Origin of the sequence: Alcanivorax xiamenensis, assembly GCF_009846745.1 — a bacterium.
Classification (GTDB): Bacteria; Pseudomonadota; Gammaproteobacteria; order Pseudomonadales; family Alcanivoracaceae; genus Alloalcanivorax; species Alloalcanivorax xiamenensis.
The window spans coordinates 139,706-154,571 of record NZ_AQPF01000002.1; the positions used below are offsets into that span (position 1 = coordinate 139,706).

The 14,866-nt window shown below is 61.8% G+C and carries 15 protein-coding genes; 7 read left to right on the forward strand and 8 right to left on the reverse strand.

The genetic code is table 11. From position 1 onward, the window contains the following. The first annotated feature begins 1 nt into the window (after position 1). The 6 genes from lptB to A6D6_RS02220 all read left to right on the forward strand — a co-directional run bounded on the left by lptB (position 2) and on the right by A6D6_RS02220 (position 4,572). Positions 2–727 carry an LPS export ABC transporter ATP-binding protein gene (gene lptB / locus A6D6_RS02195; RefSeq protein WP_133492439.1) on the forward strand — a complete coding sequence of 242 codons (726 nt, stop codon included), beginning with the start codon at positions 2–4 and terminating at the stop codon, positions 725–727. A gap of 335 nt (positions 728–1,062) precedes the next feature. After that, entirely contained in the window at positions 1,063–2,529 is a 1,467-nt protein-coding gene (locus A6D6_RS02200) for an RNA polymerase factor sigma-54 (RefSeq protein WP_159659790.1), read from the forward strand. A gap of 68 nt (positions 2,530–2,597) precedes the next feature. Beyond that, positions 2,598–2,897 carry a ribosome hibernation-promoting factor, HPF/YfiA family gene (gene hpf / locus A6D6_RS02205; protein ID WP_133492437.1) on the forward strand — a complete coding sequence of 100 codons (300 nt, stop codon included), beginning with the start codon at positions 2,598–2,600 and terminating at the stop codon, positions 2,895–2,897. Between the two features lie 8 nt (positions 2,898–2,905). Next, positions 2,906–3,379: a PTS IIA-like nitrogen regulatory protein PtsN gene (gene ptsN, locus A6D6_RS02210; RefSeq protein WP_159659791.1), complete on the forward strand. Its 474-nt coding sequence runs from the start codon at positions 2,906–2,908 to the stop codon at positions 3,377–3,379. 72 nt (positions 3,380–3,451) lie between these two features. Further along, positions 3,452–4,306 (forward strand): RNase adapter RapZ, encoded by an 855-nt coding sequence (rapZ, locus tag A6D6_RS02215; protein ID WP_133492435.1) that lies wholly within the window; start codon positions 3,452–3,454, stop codon positions 4,304–4,306. Then, entirely contained in the window at positions 4,303–4,572 is a 270-nt protein-coding gene (locus A6D6_RS02220; RefSeq protein ID WP_159659792.1) for an HPr family phosphocarrier protein, read from the forward strand. Before rapZ ends, A6D6_RS02220 begins: the two co-directional genes overlap by 4 nt. A 146-nt stretch (positions 4,573–4,718) precedes the next feature. On the opposite strand, the gene A6D6_RS02225 is transcribed toward A6D6_RS02220, so the two are convergent. The 4 genes from A6D6_RS02225 to pmbA all read right to left on the reverse strand — a co-directional run bounded on the left by A6D6_RS02225 (position 4,719) and on the right by pmbA (position 10,170). Beyond that, positions 4,719–6,032 carry an RDD family protein gene (locus A6D6_RS02225; protein WP_159659793.1) on the reverse strand — a complete coding sequence of 438 codons (1,314 nt, stop codon included), beginning with the start codon at positions 6,030–6,032 and terminating at the stop codon, positions 4,719–4,721. Continuing rightward, on the reverse strand, positions 6,032–7,717 hold the full coding sequence (locus A6D6_RS02230; RefSeq protein WP_133492432.1) for a molecular chaperone HscC: 1,686 nt from the start codon (positions 7,715–7,717) through the stop codon (positions 6,032–6,034). Before A6D6_RS02230 ends, A6D6_RS02225 begins: the two co-directional genes overlap by 1 nt. Before the next feature lie 105 nt (positions 7,718–7,822). Beyond that, positions 7,823–8,752 carry a BPSS1780 family membrane protein gene (locus A6D6_RS02235; protein WP_133492431.1) on the reverse strand — a complete coding sequence of 310 codons (930 nt, stop codon included), beginning with the start codon at positions 8,750–8,752 and terminating at the stop codon, positions 7,823–7,825. Positions 8,753–8,814: 62 nt separating this feature from the next. Further along, positions 8,815–10,170 carry a metalloprotease PmbA gene (gene pmbA, locus A6D6_RS02240; protein WP_159659794.1) on the reverse strand — a complete coding sequence of 452 codons (1,356 nt, stop codon included), beginning with the start codon at positions 10,168–10,170 and terminating at the stop codon, positions 8,815–8,817. A 66-nt stretch (positions 10,171–10,236) separates the two neighbouring features. Here pmbA and yjgA point away from each other — a divergent pair, with 66 nt between their 5' ends. Then, entirely contained in the window at positions 10,237–10,776 is a 540-nt protein-coding gene (gene yjgA, locus A6D6_RS02245) for a ribosome biogenesis factor YjgA (protein WP_133492429.1), read from the forward strand. A gap of 97 nt (positions 10,777–10,873) precedes the next feature. Here yjgA and A6D6_RS02250 read toward each other — a convergent pair whose 3' ends face one another. The 4 genes from A6D6_RS02250 to A6D6_RS02265 all read right to left on the reverse strand — a co-directional run bounded on the left by A6D6_RS02250 (position 10,874) and on the right by A6D6_RS02265 (position 14,866). Further along, positions 10,874–12,052 carry an MFS transporter gene (locus tag A6D6_RS02250; protein ID WP_159659795.1) on the reverse strand — a complete coding sequence of 393 codons (1,179 nt, stop codon included), beginning with the start codon at positions 12,050–12,052 and terminating at the stop codon, positions 10,874–10,876. A 4-nt stretch (positions 12,053–12,056) separates the two neighbouring features. After that, positions 12,057–12,524: a cyclic nucleotide-binding domain-containing protein gene (locus tag A6D6_RS02255; RefSeq protein WP_201303683.1), complete on the reverse strand. Its 468-nt coding sequence runs from the start codon at positions 12,522–12,524 to the stop codon at positions 12,057–12,059. 61 nt (positions 12,525–12,585) lie between these two features. Then, positions 12,586–14,031: a metalloprotease TldD gene (gene tldD / locus A6D6_RS02260; protein ID WP_159659796.1), complete on the reverse strand. Its 1,446-nt coding sequence runs from the start codon at positions 14,029–14,031 to the stop codon at positions 12,586–12,588. Next, the gene (locus A6D6_RS02265) at positions 14,018–14,866 is read right to left on the reverse strand and encodes a carbon-nitrogen hydrolase family protein (RefSeq protein ID WP_159659797.1); all 849 of its coding nucleotides are present in this window, start codon (positions 14,864–14,866) and stop codon (positions 14,018–14,020) included. Before A6D6_RS02265 ends, tldD begins: the two co-directional genes overlap by 14 nt.

Consider the following 14,866-nt stretch of genomic DNA (forward strand, 5'->3'; position numbering starts at 1 on the left):
CATGGCGAAACTGAATGCCCGCCAACTGGCCAAAAGCTACAAGGGGCGCCGGGTCATCGAGGACGTCTCCCTGGAGGTGGAAGCGGGCCAGATCGTCGGCCTGCTGGGCCCAAACGGTGCCGGCAAGACTACCTGTTTCTATATGATCGTCGGGCTGGTGGAAGCGGACGCCGGGCGCATCGAGATCAATGGTGAGGACATCACCCACCTGCCCATGCACGGACGCGCCAAGCGTGGCATCGGCTATCTGCCCCAGGAGGCGAGCATCTTCCGCCGCCTGACCGTCGAGCAGAACATCATGGCGATCCTCGAAACCCGCAAGGAACTGAGCAAAACCGAGCGCGAGCAGGAACTGAACAACCTGCTCGAGGAATTTCACATTACCCATATCCGCGACAGCATGGGCATGAGCCTGTCCGGCGGTGAGCGGCGGCGGGCGGAAATCGCCCGTGGCCTGGCCACGGACCCGGCGTTCATTTTGCTGGATGAGCCGTTCGCCGGGGTGGACCCGATCTCGGTGAATGACATCAAGGGCATTATCCGCCACCTCAAGGATCGCGGCATCGGCGTGCTGATCACCGACCACAACGTGCGCGAAACGCTGGATATCTGTGATACCGCCTATATCTGCAGCGCCGGCCACATCATCGCCGAGGGCGATTCCCAGACCATCCTCGGCAACCAGCAGGTCCGCGACGTCTATCTGGGTGCGGACTTCCGGCTTTGACTTATCAGGAGAACCGCTGGCGCCCCATAAATTGCTGGCACGCTTACACGCAACACGCTGGCACGCCAAGTCCAAGACCTGAAAATGTCATGCCGGACTTGATCCGGCATCGCCCTCCGGCAACACCCGGCATTTGGAGCCGCCATCCATGGCGGCCGCCCCCACAATCGCGGGACACCAGTGACTCTCTTCATACTGGAAGGAACCACGATTCTCCTTACTCTTTTTCAATTGCAATTTCAACATTGGCATACATATTGCTTAAATGGATTGCTAAGCGTTGAAAGACGCTGCTATTCTGCCGCCTTGGCGATTCACCAGACCACCAAGGCAGTATGAAACCGAGTCTACAACTCCAGATCGGCCAGCAACTCACCATGACGCCGCAGCTGCAACAGGCGATTCGCTTGCTGCAGCTGTCGACGCTGGACCTGCGCCAGGAAATCCAGCAGGCCGTGGAAACCAACCCCCTGCTGGAACTCGAGGAGGGAGGCGAAACCTATACCGAGGATGACTCCCCCGCCGACGAGGATTGGGAAGCGGAGGAAATGGACCTCGAACGGGACCAGGCCCTGGACGATCTGGTGGAAGGGCCGGTGGAGAGCGACAGCGAATGGGACGACCTCTATGTGGGGCAGTCCGGTTCCGGCTCGGGCAGCGGCGAAGACGATGACGCCGACGCCTGGCAGCAGCGCCACGTCGCTCCGGTCACCCTGCAGGACCATCTGCTCTGGCAACTCAATCTCAGCCCGATGAGCGACCGGGACCGCGTCATCGCCGGTATCCTCATCGACGCCCTCGACCACCGCGGCTACCTGTCCCTGCCCCTGGATGATGTGATCGGCACCGCCGAGCGGCAAATCGCCGACGCCGATGATCCGGTGGAGGAAGACGAAGTGGTGGCGGTCCTGCATCGGCTGCAACAATTCGACCCGGTCGGTGTGGCCTGCCGTGACCTGGCCGAGTGCCTGGGCGTGCAACTGCGACAGCAGGCCGCCGACACGCCACACCTGGACACCGCCACTGCCCTGCTTGAGCACCTCACGCTATTGGAGAAGCACGACTATGCCGGGCTACGCCGGGCCATGGGGGTGACGGAAGGCGAACTCCTCGATGCCCTGGCGCTGCTGCGCACCCTGGACCCCGCCCCGGGCGAACACATCGGCGGCGAAGTGGCGGAATACGCGGTGCCCGACGTGGTGGTGCGCCCTTTCCGTGGCGGCTGGCGGGTGGAACTGAACGAGGAGGTACTGCCCAAGGTCAACCTGAACGCCCAATACGCCCGTCTGGCCCGCCGCACCGAGGGCGAGGACGGCCAGTACCTGCGCAACTGCATGCAGGAGGCACGCTGGTTCCTGAAAAGCCTGCAGAGCCGTAACGACACTTTGCTGAAGGTGGCGCGCCGCATCGTCGAGGTGCAGCAGGACTTCTTCCACTATGGCGAGGAAGCCATGAAACCGCTGGTGCTGGCCGATATCGCCGAGGCGGTGGAAATGCACGAATCCACCATCAGCCGGGTCACCAATCAGAAGTTCATGCTCACCCCCCGCGGGGTGTTCGAGCTTAAATATTTCTTTTCCAGTCACGTGGACACGGAAGGCGGCGGTGAATGTTCTTCCACCGCCATTCGTGCCATCATTAAGAAGCTGGTCGCCGCCGAGAACCCTCGCAAGCCGCTCAGCGACAATAAGCTGGCCAGTTTGCTTAATGAGCAAGGGATCAAGGTGGCGCGCCGGACCGTCGCCAAGTATCGAGAGGCGATGCGAATCCCGTCTTCCAGCGCTCGCAAACGCCTGGTTTGACGACGCGGGAAACGGCTTGTAACCCGGGCCTGGGGCCAGGGTTAAATAACGAGGCAAAGGAGCCAGCTATGCAAATCAACATCAGTGGCCATCACCTGGATATCACCGAAGCCCTTCGTGACTATGTGGACGACAAGTTTTCCAAGTTGGAACGGCACTTCGACCAGATCACCAGTATTCAGGTGATTCTGTCTCCGGAGCCGAAGACCCACAAGGCGGAATCCACCATCCACATTTCCGGCGCCGAAGTCTTCGCCACCGCCGAGGCTGGTGACATGTACGCGGCTATTGATGCCCTGACCAGCAAGCTGGATCGTCAGATTCTCAAACACAAGGAGAAGACCGTGAGCCGCAAGCACGGTCACTAAGCGGATCTATGCGAGTACGAGAACTCCTCACCGAGGACCGCACCCATAACGGTATCGAGGTGGGTAGCAAAAAACGTCTTCTGGATCAGGTTGCCGAACTGGCCGCGGCCAGTTGCGGCGACCTCGGAGCCCAGGAGGTGTTCGATGCACTGGTGGCCCGGGAGCGCCTGGGCTCCACCGGTATCGGTGAAGGTATCGCCATTCCCCACTGCCGACTCGGACGCTGCGAGCAGGCGGTGGGCCTGCTGCTGAAACTGGCCGAACCGGTGGACTTCGATGCCGTGGACGGCCGACCGGTGGATCTGGTGTTCGTTCTGCTGGTGCCTGAACAAAATCCCGAGCAGCACCTCAAGACCCTGAGCCACCTGGCCAACCTGTTCAACGACGAGGATTATCGGCGTGAACTGCGCCAGGCAATGGACGATCACCAGCTTTACATTACCGCCGTGGAGTCCGAGGCCGAATTGCGCCTGGCTTCATAAGCTACGACAGGGCCCGCGCGGCCGGTTTTCCCCGGCCCGGGCGTCTTTTGGGGGAAGAAAGCGGCAATCGCCATGAAACTGACCATTCTCAGCGGCCGGTCCGGATCCGGTAAAACCACAGCCCTACAGGCACTGGAAGACCATGGCTATTATTGCGTGGACAATCTGCCATTGGGTCTGCTGCCGCAACTGGCCGGGCAGTTGGATGATGAAGACCGGGTACTGGAGCGGGTCGCCGTCGGGGTCGATGCCCGCAACCTGCCGAGACAACTGCTGGCGTTCCCCTCCACCCTGGCGGAGTTACGCAAGCTGCAGGTGGAAACGGAAATCATCTTTCTCGACGCCGATCACGGCACCCTGCTCAAACGCTTCAGCGCCACTCGCCGCCCCCACCCGCTCAGCGGCGATGATCGCACCCTGGCCGACGCCATCGCCTATGAAGCCGAACTGCTCGCCGACATCCGTATGCGCGCGGACCTGGTGATCGACACCAGCACCCTGGATGTCCATTCCCTGCGCAACCAGATCCGTCAGCGGGTCGCCGGCCGCAATGTCCGCCTCTCGTTGCTGATCCAGTCGTTCGGTTTTAAGAATGGCTTACCCAACGACGCCGATTTGGTCTATGACGTGCGCATGCTGCCCAATCCCCACTGGCACGGTGATCTGCGCGCTCTGACCGGTCGCGACGACGAGGTGGCGGCCTTCCTGCAATCTCATCAGGAAACCGAAGATTTGATCGACGATATTTTCCAGTTCCTGGTTCGCTGGCTGCCCAGCTACGCCGCCAACGACCGCAGTTACGTTACCGTTGCCATCGGCTGCACCGGTGGCCGCCATCGCTCCGTGTATCTGGCCGAACAGCTGGCCCAGCGCCTGCGCAATAAAGCCATTCCCTTGCATGTGCGGCACCGGGAGTTGGAGGGATGATCGAGAAGGAACTCACCATCATCAACAAACTGGGGCTGCATGCGCGCGCCGCCGCCAAGGTGGTCAGTGTGGCGTCACGTTACAGCTGCACCATTCAAGTGCTTCATAACGAACGCCGGATCGATGCCAAGAGCATCATGGGCCTGCTCACCCTCGGCGCCGCCAAGGGCACCAGCCTCACGGTGCGGGTGGACGGCGATGATGAACAGCCGGCCATGGAGGAACTGACCGACCTGTTCGCCCGCCGCTTTGACGAAGCGGAATAAGTTCGCGGGAGCGGTCCACAGACCAGTGGCGTGCCATCTATTGGTCTTGGAGATATGAAATCGCGCTGTATTCGCTGCCAAGGCAGCTTCCCACAGAGAGCGCGACGGAGTTGCTGTGGGAAGCTGCCTTGGCAGCGAACAGGACGTCATTTCGCGTCTTTCTCCTCCCTCTGACTGCGCGCCCAGTTGATGACATAACTGCGGCTGACGCGATCGTGCAGAAGGTATCCTTTCAGGAACAGGTTCACCAGGATCACCACCTTGCTGGTCAGCGCATTGACCACCACGAACGCTATGACCCGCCATAAATTGTGCAGGAAGGGCAGCCGCTGAAACTCCCGATTCGTCACCCTGAGCCCGAGCATCCGTTTCCCCGGCGTCGCCTGCCTGGGCCCGGCCTCCATTACCAGCGCCATCAGCAAATAGGCCGGCACGACGAGCACCAGAAAGAAGCTCATGAACGACTCAATACGGATATCACCACCTGTTCCGTTGAAATCCGCCACCATGATGCTCACCACCCATATCGGCATGACCAGAAGCGCCGCCAGGACCAGCAGGTCGATGACGAGGGCGACCATGCGTAAGGTCATGCCGGTGAAATAAAGGGTTTCGGGTTTCGGCTCGGCGTTTGCCTGACGCGCCGGCGGCACCGTCTCCTTGCCGCCACGCAGCCCCCGCAATAACGCCTGGTCGCCGGAAGAGCTCGCGTCCAGGGGCGCCAACACCCGCTCCATGGCGGCATCACCAAAACGGGCCGCCAACAAACCACGACGCCCCTCCCAATCGAACAGGCTGTTCAAATAACCGAGAGTGGCCGCATCCAGAGGAGGTGTGCCCTCTTGCTGCCGCGACCGCTCCACCAGCCGGGCCATCAGGGCATCGCCCAAACCATGATGAAAGGCGCTGTCCAACATCCAGGGATTGCTGGCCAGAAAACGCCATTCCGTTTCCGCCGCCGGCTGCCCCTCCCGGTCCAGAAGAGCCTGGCACTGAATCAGCAGCCGTTCGTGCTCACGACTGGCCGCCAGCCGCTCGTCTTCTTCCGGCTCCCGTTCTTCCAGCTCCCGTGCCGCGGTCCAGGCCGGCTCCGGGTCCCGCGCCGGCGGGGGAGGCTGATCCAGGAACGCCGGCTCGGATTCCTCCGGTGCCACCAGCGGATCATCTGGAACCACCGACGCTGGCCATTCCGGCCTCTCTGGCGAAGGCGGCAGAGTCTCGGCGGCGGTGGCAACGGGCTTCCTTTCCGCTTGCTCCCCGGTTGCCGTTTCCGGCCCCGCATCAGCGGCACGGGCATGTTGCTCGGCAAGGCTCAGGGCACGTTTGTAGGCGGCGTGCAAAGCCTGGAATTGCCGTGGATGCTCATCCGGGCGCGTACTTTTCAGCAAGCGCGCGTAGGCACGCTTGATCGCCCGGGTATCCCCGGTGGCCTCGAGCCCCAGGACATGCCAGGGATCCATCAGAACCAGTCCTCACCTTCCAGACTGTCCAAGGCCTCCCTGAACTTCTTTTGAGCCCGGGCAATGTCCAGCGGATTCTGCCGATCCAGCACCTGCTCGAATCGGCCCATCAAGTCGGCGACCCACTCCCTGCGCTCCCCGAGGCTGGACTCATAAAGCCGCTCGCCACGGGCCAGCAGCGCCCGGTTCTCCTCACCGTCTCGAGGGTGGAACTTCAAGGCGGCCAGACGTTCCAGGGATCTCGCCTTGTCGTCCTCGCTCAAGGCTCCGGGCGTATGTTCGATCAACTGATAATAGGTCTTGCCGGTGGATTCAACTTTCACGTCCACCTCCAGAAGACCATTCATGTCGTAGCTGTAGCGGACGGTCACGCTTTCCTGTCCTCGTGGTCCTTTCGGCACGGCGACGCCCAACTCTCCCAGGTAGACATTCTTCTCCACCAGACGATTTTCGCCTTGATAGATGAGAATCTTCATCTTGGTCTGGTTGTCGGATGCGGTGGACAACTGCCGCTCGACGCTGATCGGTACCACGCTATTGCGTTCGATGATCGGCAGAAAGTAATCCCCCAGCTTGGGGTTGTCCTCGTTGACCACCCCCGTGCCGAGCGTGTAGGGGCAGACATCGGTAAGCACCACGTCATCCAGGCCCTCTCCCCGCTCCAGCAGACCGGCCTGAATAGCCGCCCCCATCGCCACGACCGTATCCGGGTCCAGATGACAGGATGGCAGCCGGCCGAACATCTTGCCGACGGTGGAGCGGAACAGGGCCAGGCGGGTGGACCCGCCCACCAGGACCACATCATCCACCTTGTCCGGGTGCAGACTGGCATCACGCAACGCCCGCTCAATCGGGTGCTTCACCCTCAGCAGCAGTGGCGTGACCACACCGGCGAACCATTCCGGCGTGACCTCATGAATCACTTCCCGGTCCCCCAGCTTGAGAGTGAGCGTCTGGGTATTACCCAGCCGGCGCTTGGCGCCTTCCATCTGCAAATACAGATTCTGCATGACACTGGCGGGCAGGCTGTCCCGACTCAGTTCATGCCGGGCCAGCACATCGTCGATCATGGCATCGACGAAATCCTCTCCGCCGAGAAAGTTGTCACCGGCGCTGGCGTGCACTTCCATCACACCATCGAAGAATTCCAGCAACGATACATCGAAAGTGCCGCCGCCCAGGTCGAGAATCAAAAACAGGCCTTCCTGCTTCTCGTGCAGGCCATAGGCCATGGCCGCGGCGGTGGGCTCATTGATCAGCCGTCGCACCGTCAACCCCGCCAGCTCCGCCGCCTGTTTGGTGGCGTGGCGCTGATTGTCGTTGAAATAGGCCGGCACACTGATCACTGCTTCCGTCACCGGCTCCCCCAAGTGCGCCTCGGCGTCTTCCTTGAGCGAACGCAATACCAGGGAAGACAGCTCCGTCGCACTGAAACGCTGATTGCCGAGAGTCACCTTGTGGTCGGTGCCCATGAGGCGTTTGAACGCGGCCACCGTTCGGTCGCTATGATGAATCAGCCGCTGACGGGCGGTGCGACCAACCATGATCTCTCCACTGGCATCCACGCCCACCACGGACGGTGTCAGCACGTCCCCCAGCCGATTGGATATCAACTCCACGCCTTGTCCGGTCCACACACCGCAGGCGCTGTTGGTGGTACCCAGATCAATTCCGACGATCGCCATGGCTGCTCCTTTCGCCATTCACGGCCTCAAACGAACGCCGGGCGGTATCAAACCGCCCGGCGAGAATCCCGGTGGCCAGCACCGGGCAATGTCATGCAGAGCGAATCAGACAGCGTCAGGCTGCCGCGGCGTGGCTTCGCCCAGTTCGAAGATATCGCGGAACGAACAGTAGATGGTGGCGGAATACAGCGCCATCAGTACCAACATCACCAACAGCATCACCACACCAAAGACGAACATCAGGATACCGCTGATCACGCCTTGTCCGAGCACTCCGGTAATCACTCCGACAATAATCGCCACCGCGATACCCAGCACCAGGAAAATCAGGAAGCCGATGATGCCGTACCACAGCAGGGGCAAAAAGTTGCGGAATACCGCGGTGAAGCTTTCCACCATGGCCGCGAACGCATTGCGGTGCCCGAAGAACACCAAAGGCACCTGGAACCAGATCGCCGCCATGTAGGGGATGATCAACAACAGAGAGACCAGGCCGAACAGAATCATCTTGGCGAAGCCAAAGGCCGGGTTCATCATGGGCGCGGCGTAGGGGTCGGAGAAGGAACTGAACATCATCATCAGTTCACTGCCATAGAACAGTGCGCCAAGAATGCCAATCAAAACAACGAAGACCAGCATCGCCACGATCTGCGCCAGACCGGCCATGAACAGCGGCCCGGTCTGATTGGAAAAGCCGACGAAAAGATCGCCGAAGGAAAACGTGTTTTGCTCAAGTACCCTGTGGGCAATGAAATACAAACCGACGATGAATACCGGCGCGAACAGGGTGGGAATGAACGTGCCGATAAACGGAATGAACGCGGTAATCAGACCAATGGCCATGAAAATCAGCATGAAGACAAAGGTGGCCAGTGCCCACATCAGCTTGTTCTGACTCACGATCCCCCAAGCCTGCGCCCACCAGGCGCCGCCGTTCCCCACCGGCCGCTTCCGTGCCTGCCCTACCGTTCCCGATCCCGCCTGTGTCACCAGCACGTCCGCGCTGGGTCCCTGGTATGGATTATTGGATTCCATAATGTATGCTCCTTGTCCTTGGTTAAGCCAAACAGTCAATAGTCATTCTGAAAGACGAAAAACTAGCGCCCGGCAACTTTCATGGGCGACAACAGTAACGAACCACAGTGGATATTCCCCCTTCGATCCACATCCGTGCCACTGCCCAGAATACCTCCGAACATGTCCTTCAGATTTCCGGCAATAGTAAACTCTTGCAGTGGTCTCTGTATAACACCGTTTTCCACCCAAAAACCCGCGGCGCCACGAGAATAGTCTCCTGTGACGAGGTTCACACCTTGTCCCATCACCTCGGTGATCAGAATTCCCGTTCCCAAACGGCGCAACAAGGCTTCCCGGCTTTCCCCGGTGTCGCTCAGAATGACGTTATGTACTCCTCCTCCGTTACCGGTAGGTGACATTCCCAGCCGGCGGGCCGCATACAGCCCCAGCGCATAGCCTTTAAGCTCACCGTCCTCGATGAAATCCTGATCCCGGGTGGGCAGACCGTCGCCGTCGAAGGGGGTGGAACCATTACCCGCCGGCATCAACGGCCGTTCTCCCAAACGGAATCCTTCCGGCAGCACCCGGGAACCGAGCGCGTCACACAGAAAAGAGGCGCGCCGATACAGCGAGCCTCCGCTGATAGCGCCAATTAAATGGCTGATCAGGCCACTGGCCATTTCCGGAGAGAACAGCAGCGGGAATTCCCCGGTGGCGGGCACATCGGCTCCCAGACGGGCCAGCGTGCGCTCACGGGCCTTTGCCCCCACTTGCTCCGGGCTTGCCAGCAACTCCGCCCGGCGGCCGCTATCGTACCAGAATTGCCGCTGCATGCCGGCCTCGTCCTGAGCCACCACCGCGCAGCTGCGGCTGTGATGGGTGCCGGCGAACCCTTCCAGAAAGCCCGCGCTGGTCCCCAATACATACAAGCTGGCGCCGGTATTGAGCGAAGCGCCCTCTGAATTGACGATACGCGCGTCGTCGCGAGCCACCGCCTCACACTGCTGAGCCTGTTCAATGGCCTGGTCGGTGGTCAGCGCCCAGGGATGATACAGGTCCAGATCCGGCACCCGCGGCGCCAACAAACCGGCATCGGCGATCCCGGCATGAGGATCCTCCTCGGTATGACGGGCAATGGCGCAGGCCGCGCGTACCGCGTCGCGGAGGCTTTCGCGGCGGTCATCCGAAGTGCTGGCCTGCCCCTTGCGCTGGCCGAAGTACACCGTCACCGAGACACCCCGGTCACGGTGGAACTCGACTGTTTCCACCTCGCCAAGGCGCACATCCACCGACAACCCCTGGGACAGGGACAAGCCGACTTCCGCATTGCTGGCGCCCTGCCGGCGCGCTTCTTCCAGTACAAAAGCCACGGTGTCCTTGGCCGCATTCAGCTGGTTTGGGCCGAGATCGGCTGACGGACGGGGGTGATCGGACATAAACTAGGGTTTCCTTCAGCTTGATGGCGGAGCGTTCGTGTCGTGGCGGACCGGCTCCCATAAACAATGACCGAGTATAACGAGCCCTTACCTCCCAGCAAAACGCAGCTCAAACAGGAAATGACGGACCTGCAGCAGACCGGGCTGGACATCATGGCGTTGAAACCGGCGCAACAGGCGCGGCTGCCGCTCAACGATCCATTGCGGCGGGCGCTGGAAGAAGCCCGCCGCATCACCAATGCCGACGCTCAACGCCGCCACGCCCTGTACGTCGGACGTTTGATTCGCGATGCCGAAACCGATGCCATTCTCTCCGCCCTGGCCGCGCTCAAGGATCCGTTACGCCAGCAGCGCCTGCAGCAGTGGACCGAACGGATCGTGACCGCCGCTTCAGCCAAGGAAGTGGAGCCTGTGATTCAGCAAATTCTTGAGTTCTATCCGCAGGCGGATCGTCAGGCCCTGCGTAATCAGGCGCGCAATCTGATCAAGGCTCGCCTGGACGATCCCGGCGCCGCTGAACAGGAGCAACGTGAACGCTTCAAGCGCGAGCGCAAGCGCTTTCTCGGCGTGCTCAACGATCTGGAAAGAAACGCGCCTTTGTATTGATTGGCTACACTGATTCGCTGCCAAGGCAGCTTCCCACAGCGGCTGCGTAGCTACTTTTGTGGGAAGCTGCCTTGGCAGCGAACGGTTGAGGCCAACGCTAGCCGATCGGATCGCCGTCAGCGGACAGCACACCGGCAATAAACTGCACCAGCAGCAAGGCCGACAACAGCGCCAGCGGTATTCGCCAGTTACCGGCGGCATCATGAAGCAGTCCCAGGGTCACCGGCCCCAGGGCCGCCAGCAGATAGCCGACGGACTGGCACAATCCCGAAAGGCCAGCAGCGGCCCGGGCATCCGCGCCACGCAGGGCAATCAGCGTCAAACCGGTACTGATCATCGAACCTTGCCCGAGGCCGAGCAGCACCACCCACAGTACCGGCTGGCTGGTTGGCGCGATCATCAACGCCGGGACACTGATCAGCAGCGGCACGTGTAATAACATCATGGCCAGACGCCGGTTAGGCATCCGGGCAAAAAACAGCGGCGCGCAAAAATTGGCGGGCATGCCGGACAGATTGAACAGCGTCAGCAGTTCCCCCGCCCGGGCCTCGCTCATGCCGGCATCGACGAACACCGTCGCCAGCCACGCGGTGAGGCTGTAATACAACAGGCTTTGCAAACCGAAGAAGACACTGAACACCCAGGCGCGGGGATTGCGCCACAATCCCAATGACGGCGCTTTGCCGGATGCGGCGGGAGTCCGGTATGGCAGCATGAAGCACCAGCCGATACCACCGGCCAGGGCCACCAGAGCGCAGCCCGCCAATGGATAACGCCAGTCGCCGCCGAAGGCATCCCGTATCGGCACCGCCATGCCAGCGGCGGAAGCCGCCCCCAGAGTCATGGTGACCGAATAGAGCGCGGTCAGCGCCGCCACTTTGTGGGGAAACCGGCCGCGCACCAGGCTCGGAATCAGCACATTCATCACCGCGATGGCGGCACCCAGTAACACCGTGCCCGCCAGCAGCCAGAAGTAGCTGCCGAACAGCCGCAACACCAACCCCAGGAACAGCAGCCACAGCGCGGTCAGCAGCACCGTCTCCAGCCCCCAGCGCTCGGCGAAACGAGGCGAGAAGATCGACAGCACGCCAAAGCACAGCAACGGCAACGTGGTCAGTAGTCCCAAAGCACCACCACTGAGCGCCAGGTCTTCCCCCATGCCATTGGCCAGGGGCCCGATCACGACGATGCCCACGCGCAGATTCAGCGCGATCAGCAACAGGGCGATGAGAAACAACGGTAACGGCAAACGCCGCGCCTGCAGGGTATTCAGCACGCTCCTAACCCAATGGCGGCATGAAGCGCGCCAGCCGGGACGAGGTCTGACGCAGATGAGTGCACAGCACCAAGGCGATGTTCTCCATGACCACCGCCGCCGCCCGGGGGCGGCGGCGGCGCAGTTGTTCAAACCCTTTGCGGGTCAGCACCACCAAAGCGGCGTTCTCCACCGCCCGCACGGTGGCGGAGCGGGGTTGTTGATCCACCAGGGCCATCTCACCCAGCGAATCACCGGGCTTGAGCCGTGCGATGACCACCTCGCCCTGCTCCGCGTGATGCTTGATGATGTCGAGATGACCGCTGGCGACGAAGCAGACAAAGTCGCTGTGATCTCCTTCCCGGCAGGCGGTTTCCCCCGCCTTGACCCGATTCACGAACACCAGTTTTTCCACCACGGCCAGTTCTTCGGCTTCCAGACCATCGAACAGCCGCATATGAGACAGCAATTGCGACAACGGAATGCTCCGCATTCCCGTCCTCCCTGCAATACAACTCCACCAGCCCGGACGGGCTTCCCCCTCGTTTTTTCTCTCAGGCGGTCCCGCCGACCGTCAGGGAGTCCACCCGCAAGGTCGGCTGCCCCACGCCCACCGGCACCGACTGGCCCTCCTTGCCACAAACGCCGATGCCCGTGTCCAGAGCCAGATCGTTGCCCACCATGGAAATCCGGCTCATGACCTCCGCGCCACTGCCAATCAACGTGGCCCCCTTCACCGGGCAAACGATTTTTCCTTTTTCCACCAGGTACGCCTCGCTGGTGGAGAACACAAACCGGCCGGAAGTGATGTCCACCTGACCGCCGCCGAAGTTCACCGCGTAAATGCCGCGGTCCAGGCTGGCCAGTATTTCCTCGGGATCGGATTCACCCGGCAGCATATAGGTGTTGGTCATGCGCGGCATCGGCAGATGAGCGTAGGATTCCCGGCGGCCGTTGCCGGTGGGCGCCACACCCATCAGACGGGCGTTGGTTTTATCCTGCATGTAGCCGGTGAGCACCCCTTTCTCGATCAGTACGTTATAGCCGCTGGGCGTGCCTTCGTCGTCCACGGTGAGCGAGCCGCGGCGATCCGGCAAAGTACCATCATCCACCACCGTACACAGATCCGACGCCACTTTTTGTCCCATTTGGCTGGCGAACATGGACGTTCCCTTACGGTTGAAATCCCCTTCCAAACCGTGCCCCACCGCCTCGTGCAGCAACACTCCGGGCCAGCCAGGACCCAGCACCACCGGCATGGCGCCAGCCGGCGCCGGCGCCGCTTCCAAATTGACCAGCGCCTGCCGTACCGCGTCACGAGTCCAGGACGCCATACGACCGTCCTGTTCCAGCCATTGGTAGGACACCCGGCCACCGCCGCCGGCGCTGCCCCGTTCGCGCCGGCCGTTGCGCTCGGCAATCACGGAAATATTGAAACGTACCAGCGGCCGGACATCGGCAGCCAGGGTGCCATCGGTGGCGGCCACCAGAATCACATCCTGAACACCGCTGAGACTGACCGTGACTTCCTTCACCGCCGGGTCCAGCGACCGCGCCAGCCGATCCATCTCCTGCAATACCGCCACCTTGCGTTCACTGCTCCATACCGGCAACGGATCCAGCGGTGCGTAACGTTCAGGCATGGCCCGGCCGCCTTGCACACGCACCGCCTTGCTGCTGCCTTGGCGTCCTATCGCGGCGGCGGCGTTGCCCGCCTGGGTCAGAGTATCCAGGGAAATGTCGTCGCTATAGGCGAAGCCGGTTTTATCGCCACTGACGATACGCACGCCAGCACCACGCTCCAGGTTGAAACTGGCGTCGCGTACCAGCCCGTCCTCCAGCACCCAAGCCTCATGACGGCTGTGCTGAAAGTAGATGTCGGCGTAATCCGCCTGTCCGGCCAGCTTGCCGCCCAACAGGGTCTGCAACTGGTCCGGGGCCAGCTCCGCCGGCGTCAGCAGAATATCCGCCGCCAGAGTAAAGCGCTCATCGGAGATCATAGAAACTGTCCACTGTGAATCGTTGATGCTGGTGCACCGGCAACGCGGAACGCACCTGCGTAAGGGTCGCGCGGTCCACGTCACCGAGAACCACCGAAGGCTCGCCGCCAGCCTGGGCGACCACCCTACCCCATGGGTCCACCAGCATGGAATGACCAAAACTCGCCCGTTTCTCGCTGTGTTGTCCGCATTGATTAGCGCCCAGCACGTAGCAACCGTTTTGCACCGCGCAAGCGCGCATCAGCAATTCCCAGTGCGCGGCACCGGTGGTGGCGGTGAACGCACTGGGGTAAATCAATAATTCGGCGCCGCGTGCCACCAGGGCACGGGCCAGAAGCGGGAAGCGCAGGTCGTAACAGATCGCCATGCCCAGGGTCAGACCGGCCGCTGGCGCGGTGACCACGGCATCGCCGGGCTCGAATACCGCCGACTCCCGATACCGTCCCTGGCTGTCCTGCACATCCACATCGAAAAGGTGCAGCTTGTCGTAACCGGCGAGCACCTCGCCCTCCGGATCCAGCAACACGCTGCGGGTGCGCACCCGCGGTGCCGGCACTTCACTGCCGTCCGGGCGGTAACGCGCCGGTAGACTGCCGGCCACCAGATACAATTGATACCGCCGCGCCTGATCCGCCAGCCACGCCAGCAGGTCATCATATCGTGCCGCCAGTTCACGGTAATCCACGCCATAACCAGCGAAGTTTTCCGGCAGCAGCGCCAGCCGGGCGCCGCCCGCGGCGGCCCGCTCCAGGCCGGCTTCCGCTTCACGCAGGTTGTCCGCCAACACCTTGCCGCTGTTCATCTGCACCGCGGCCACGGTGATCAGGTCGCTCAT

Bases quoted from the DNA above. Each gene is read 5' to 3' on its own strand.
- lptB (WP_133492439.1), top strand. From the start codon at position 2: ATGGCGAAACTGAATGCCCGCCAACTGGCCAAAAGCTACAAGGGGCGC.
- A6D6_RS02200 (WP_159659790.1), top strand. From the start codon at position 1,063: ATGAAACCGAGTCTACAACTCCAGATCGGCCAGCAACTCACCATGACG.
- hpf (WP_133492437.1), top strand. From the start codon at position 2,598: ATGCAAATCAACATCAGTGGCCATCACCTGGATATCACCGAAGCCCTT.
- ptsN (WP_159659791.1), top strand. From the start codon at position 2,906: ATGCGAGTACGAGAACTCCTCACCGAGGACCGCACCCATAACGGTATC.
- rapZ (WP_133492435.1), top strand. From the start codon at position 3,452: ATGAAACTGACCATTCTCAGCGGCCGGTCCGGATCCGGTAAAACCACA.
- A6D6_RS02220 (WP_159659792.1), top strand. From the start codon at position 4,303: ATGATCGAGAAGGAACTCACCATCATCAACAAACTGGGGCTGCATGCG.
- A6D6_RS02225 (WP_159659793.1), bottom strand. From the start codon at position 6,032: ATGGATCCCTGGCATGTCCTGGGGCTCGAGGCCACCGGGGATACCCGG.
- A6D6_RS02230 (WP_133492432.1), bottom strand. From the start codon at position 7,717: ATGGCGATCGTCGGAATTGATCTGGGTACCACCAACAGCGCCTGCGGT.
- A6D6_RS02235 (WP_133492431.1), bottom strand. From the start codon at position 8,752: ATGGAATCCAATAATCCATACCAGGGACCCAGCGCGGACGTGCTGGTG.
- pmbA (WP_159659794.1), bottom strand. From the start codon at position 10,170: ATGTCCGATCACCCCCGTCCGTCAGCCGATCTCGGCCCAAACCAGCTG.
- yjgA (WP_133492429.1), top strand. From the start codon at position 10,237: ATGACCGAGTATAACGAGCCCTTACCTCCCAGCAAAACGCAGCTCAAA.
- A6D6_RS02255 (WP_201303683.1), bottom strand. From the start codon at position 12,524: ATGCGGAGCATTCCGTTGTCGCAATTGCTGTCTCATATGCGGCTGTTC.
- tldD (WP_159659796.1), bottom strand. From the start codon at position 14,031: ATGATCTCCGATGAGCGCTTTACTCTGGCGGCGGATATTCTGCTGACG.
- A6D6_RS02265 (WP_159659797.1), bottom strand. From the start codon at position 14,866: ATGAGCGACCTGATCACCGTGGCCGCGGTGCAGATGAACAGCGGCAAG.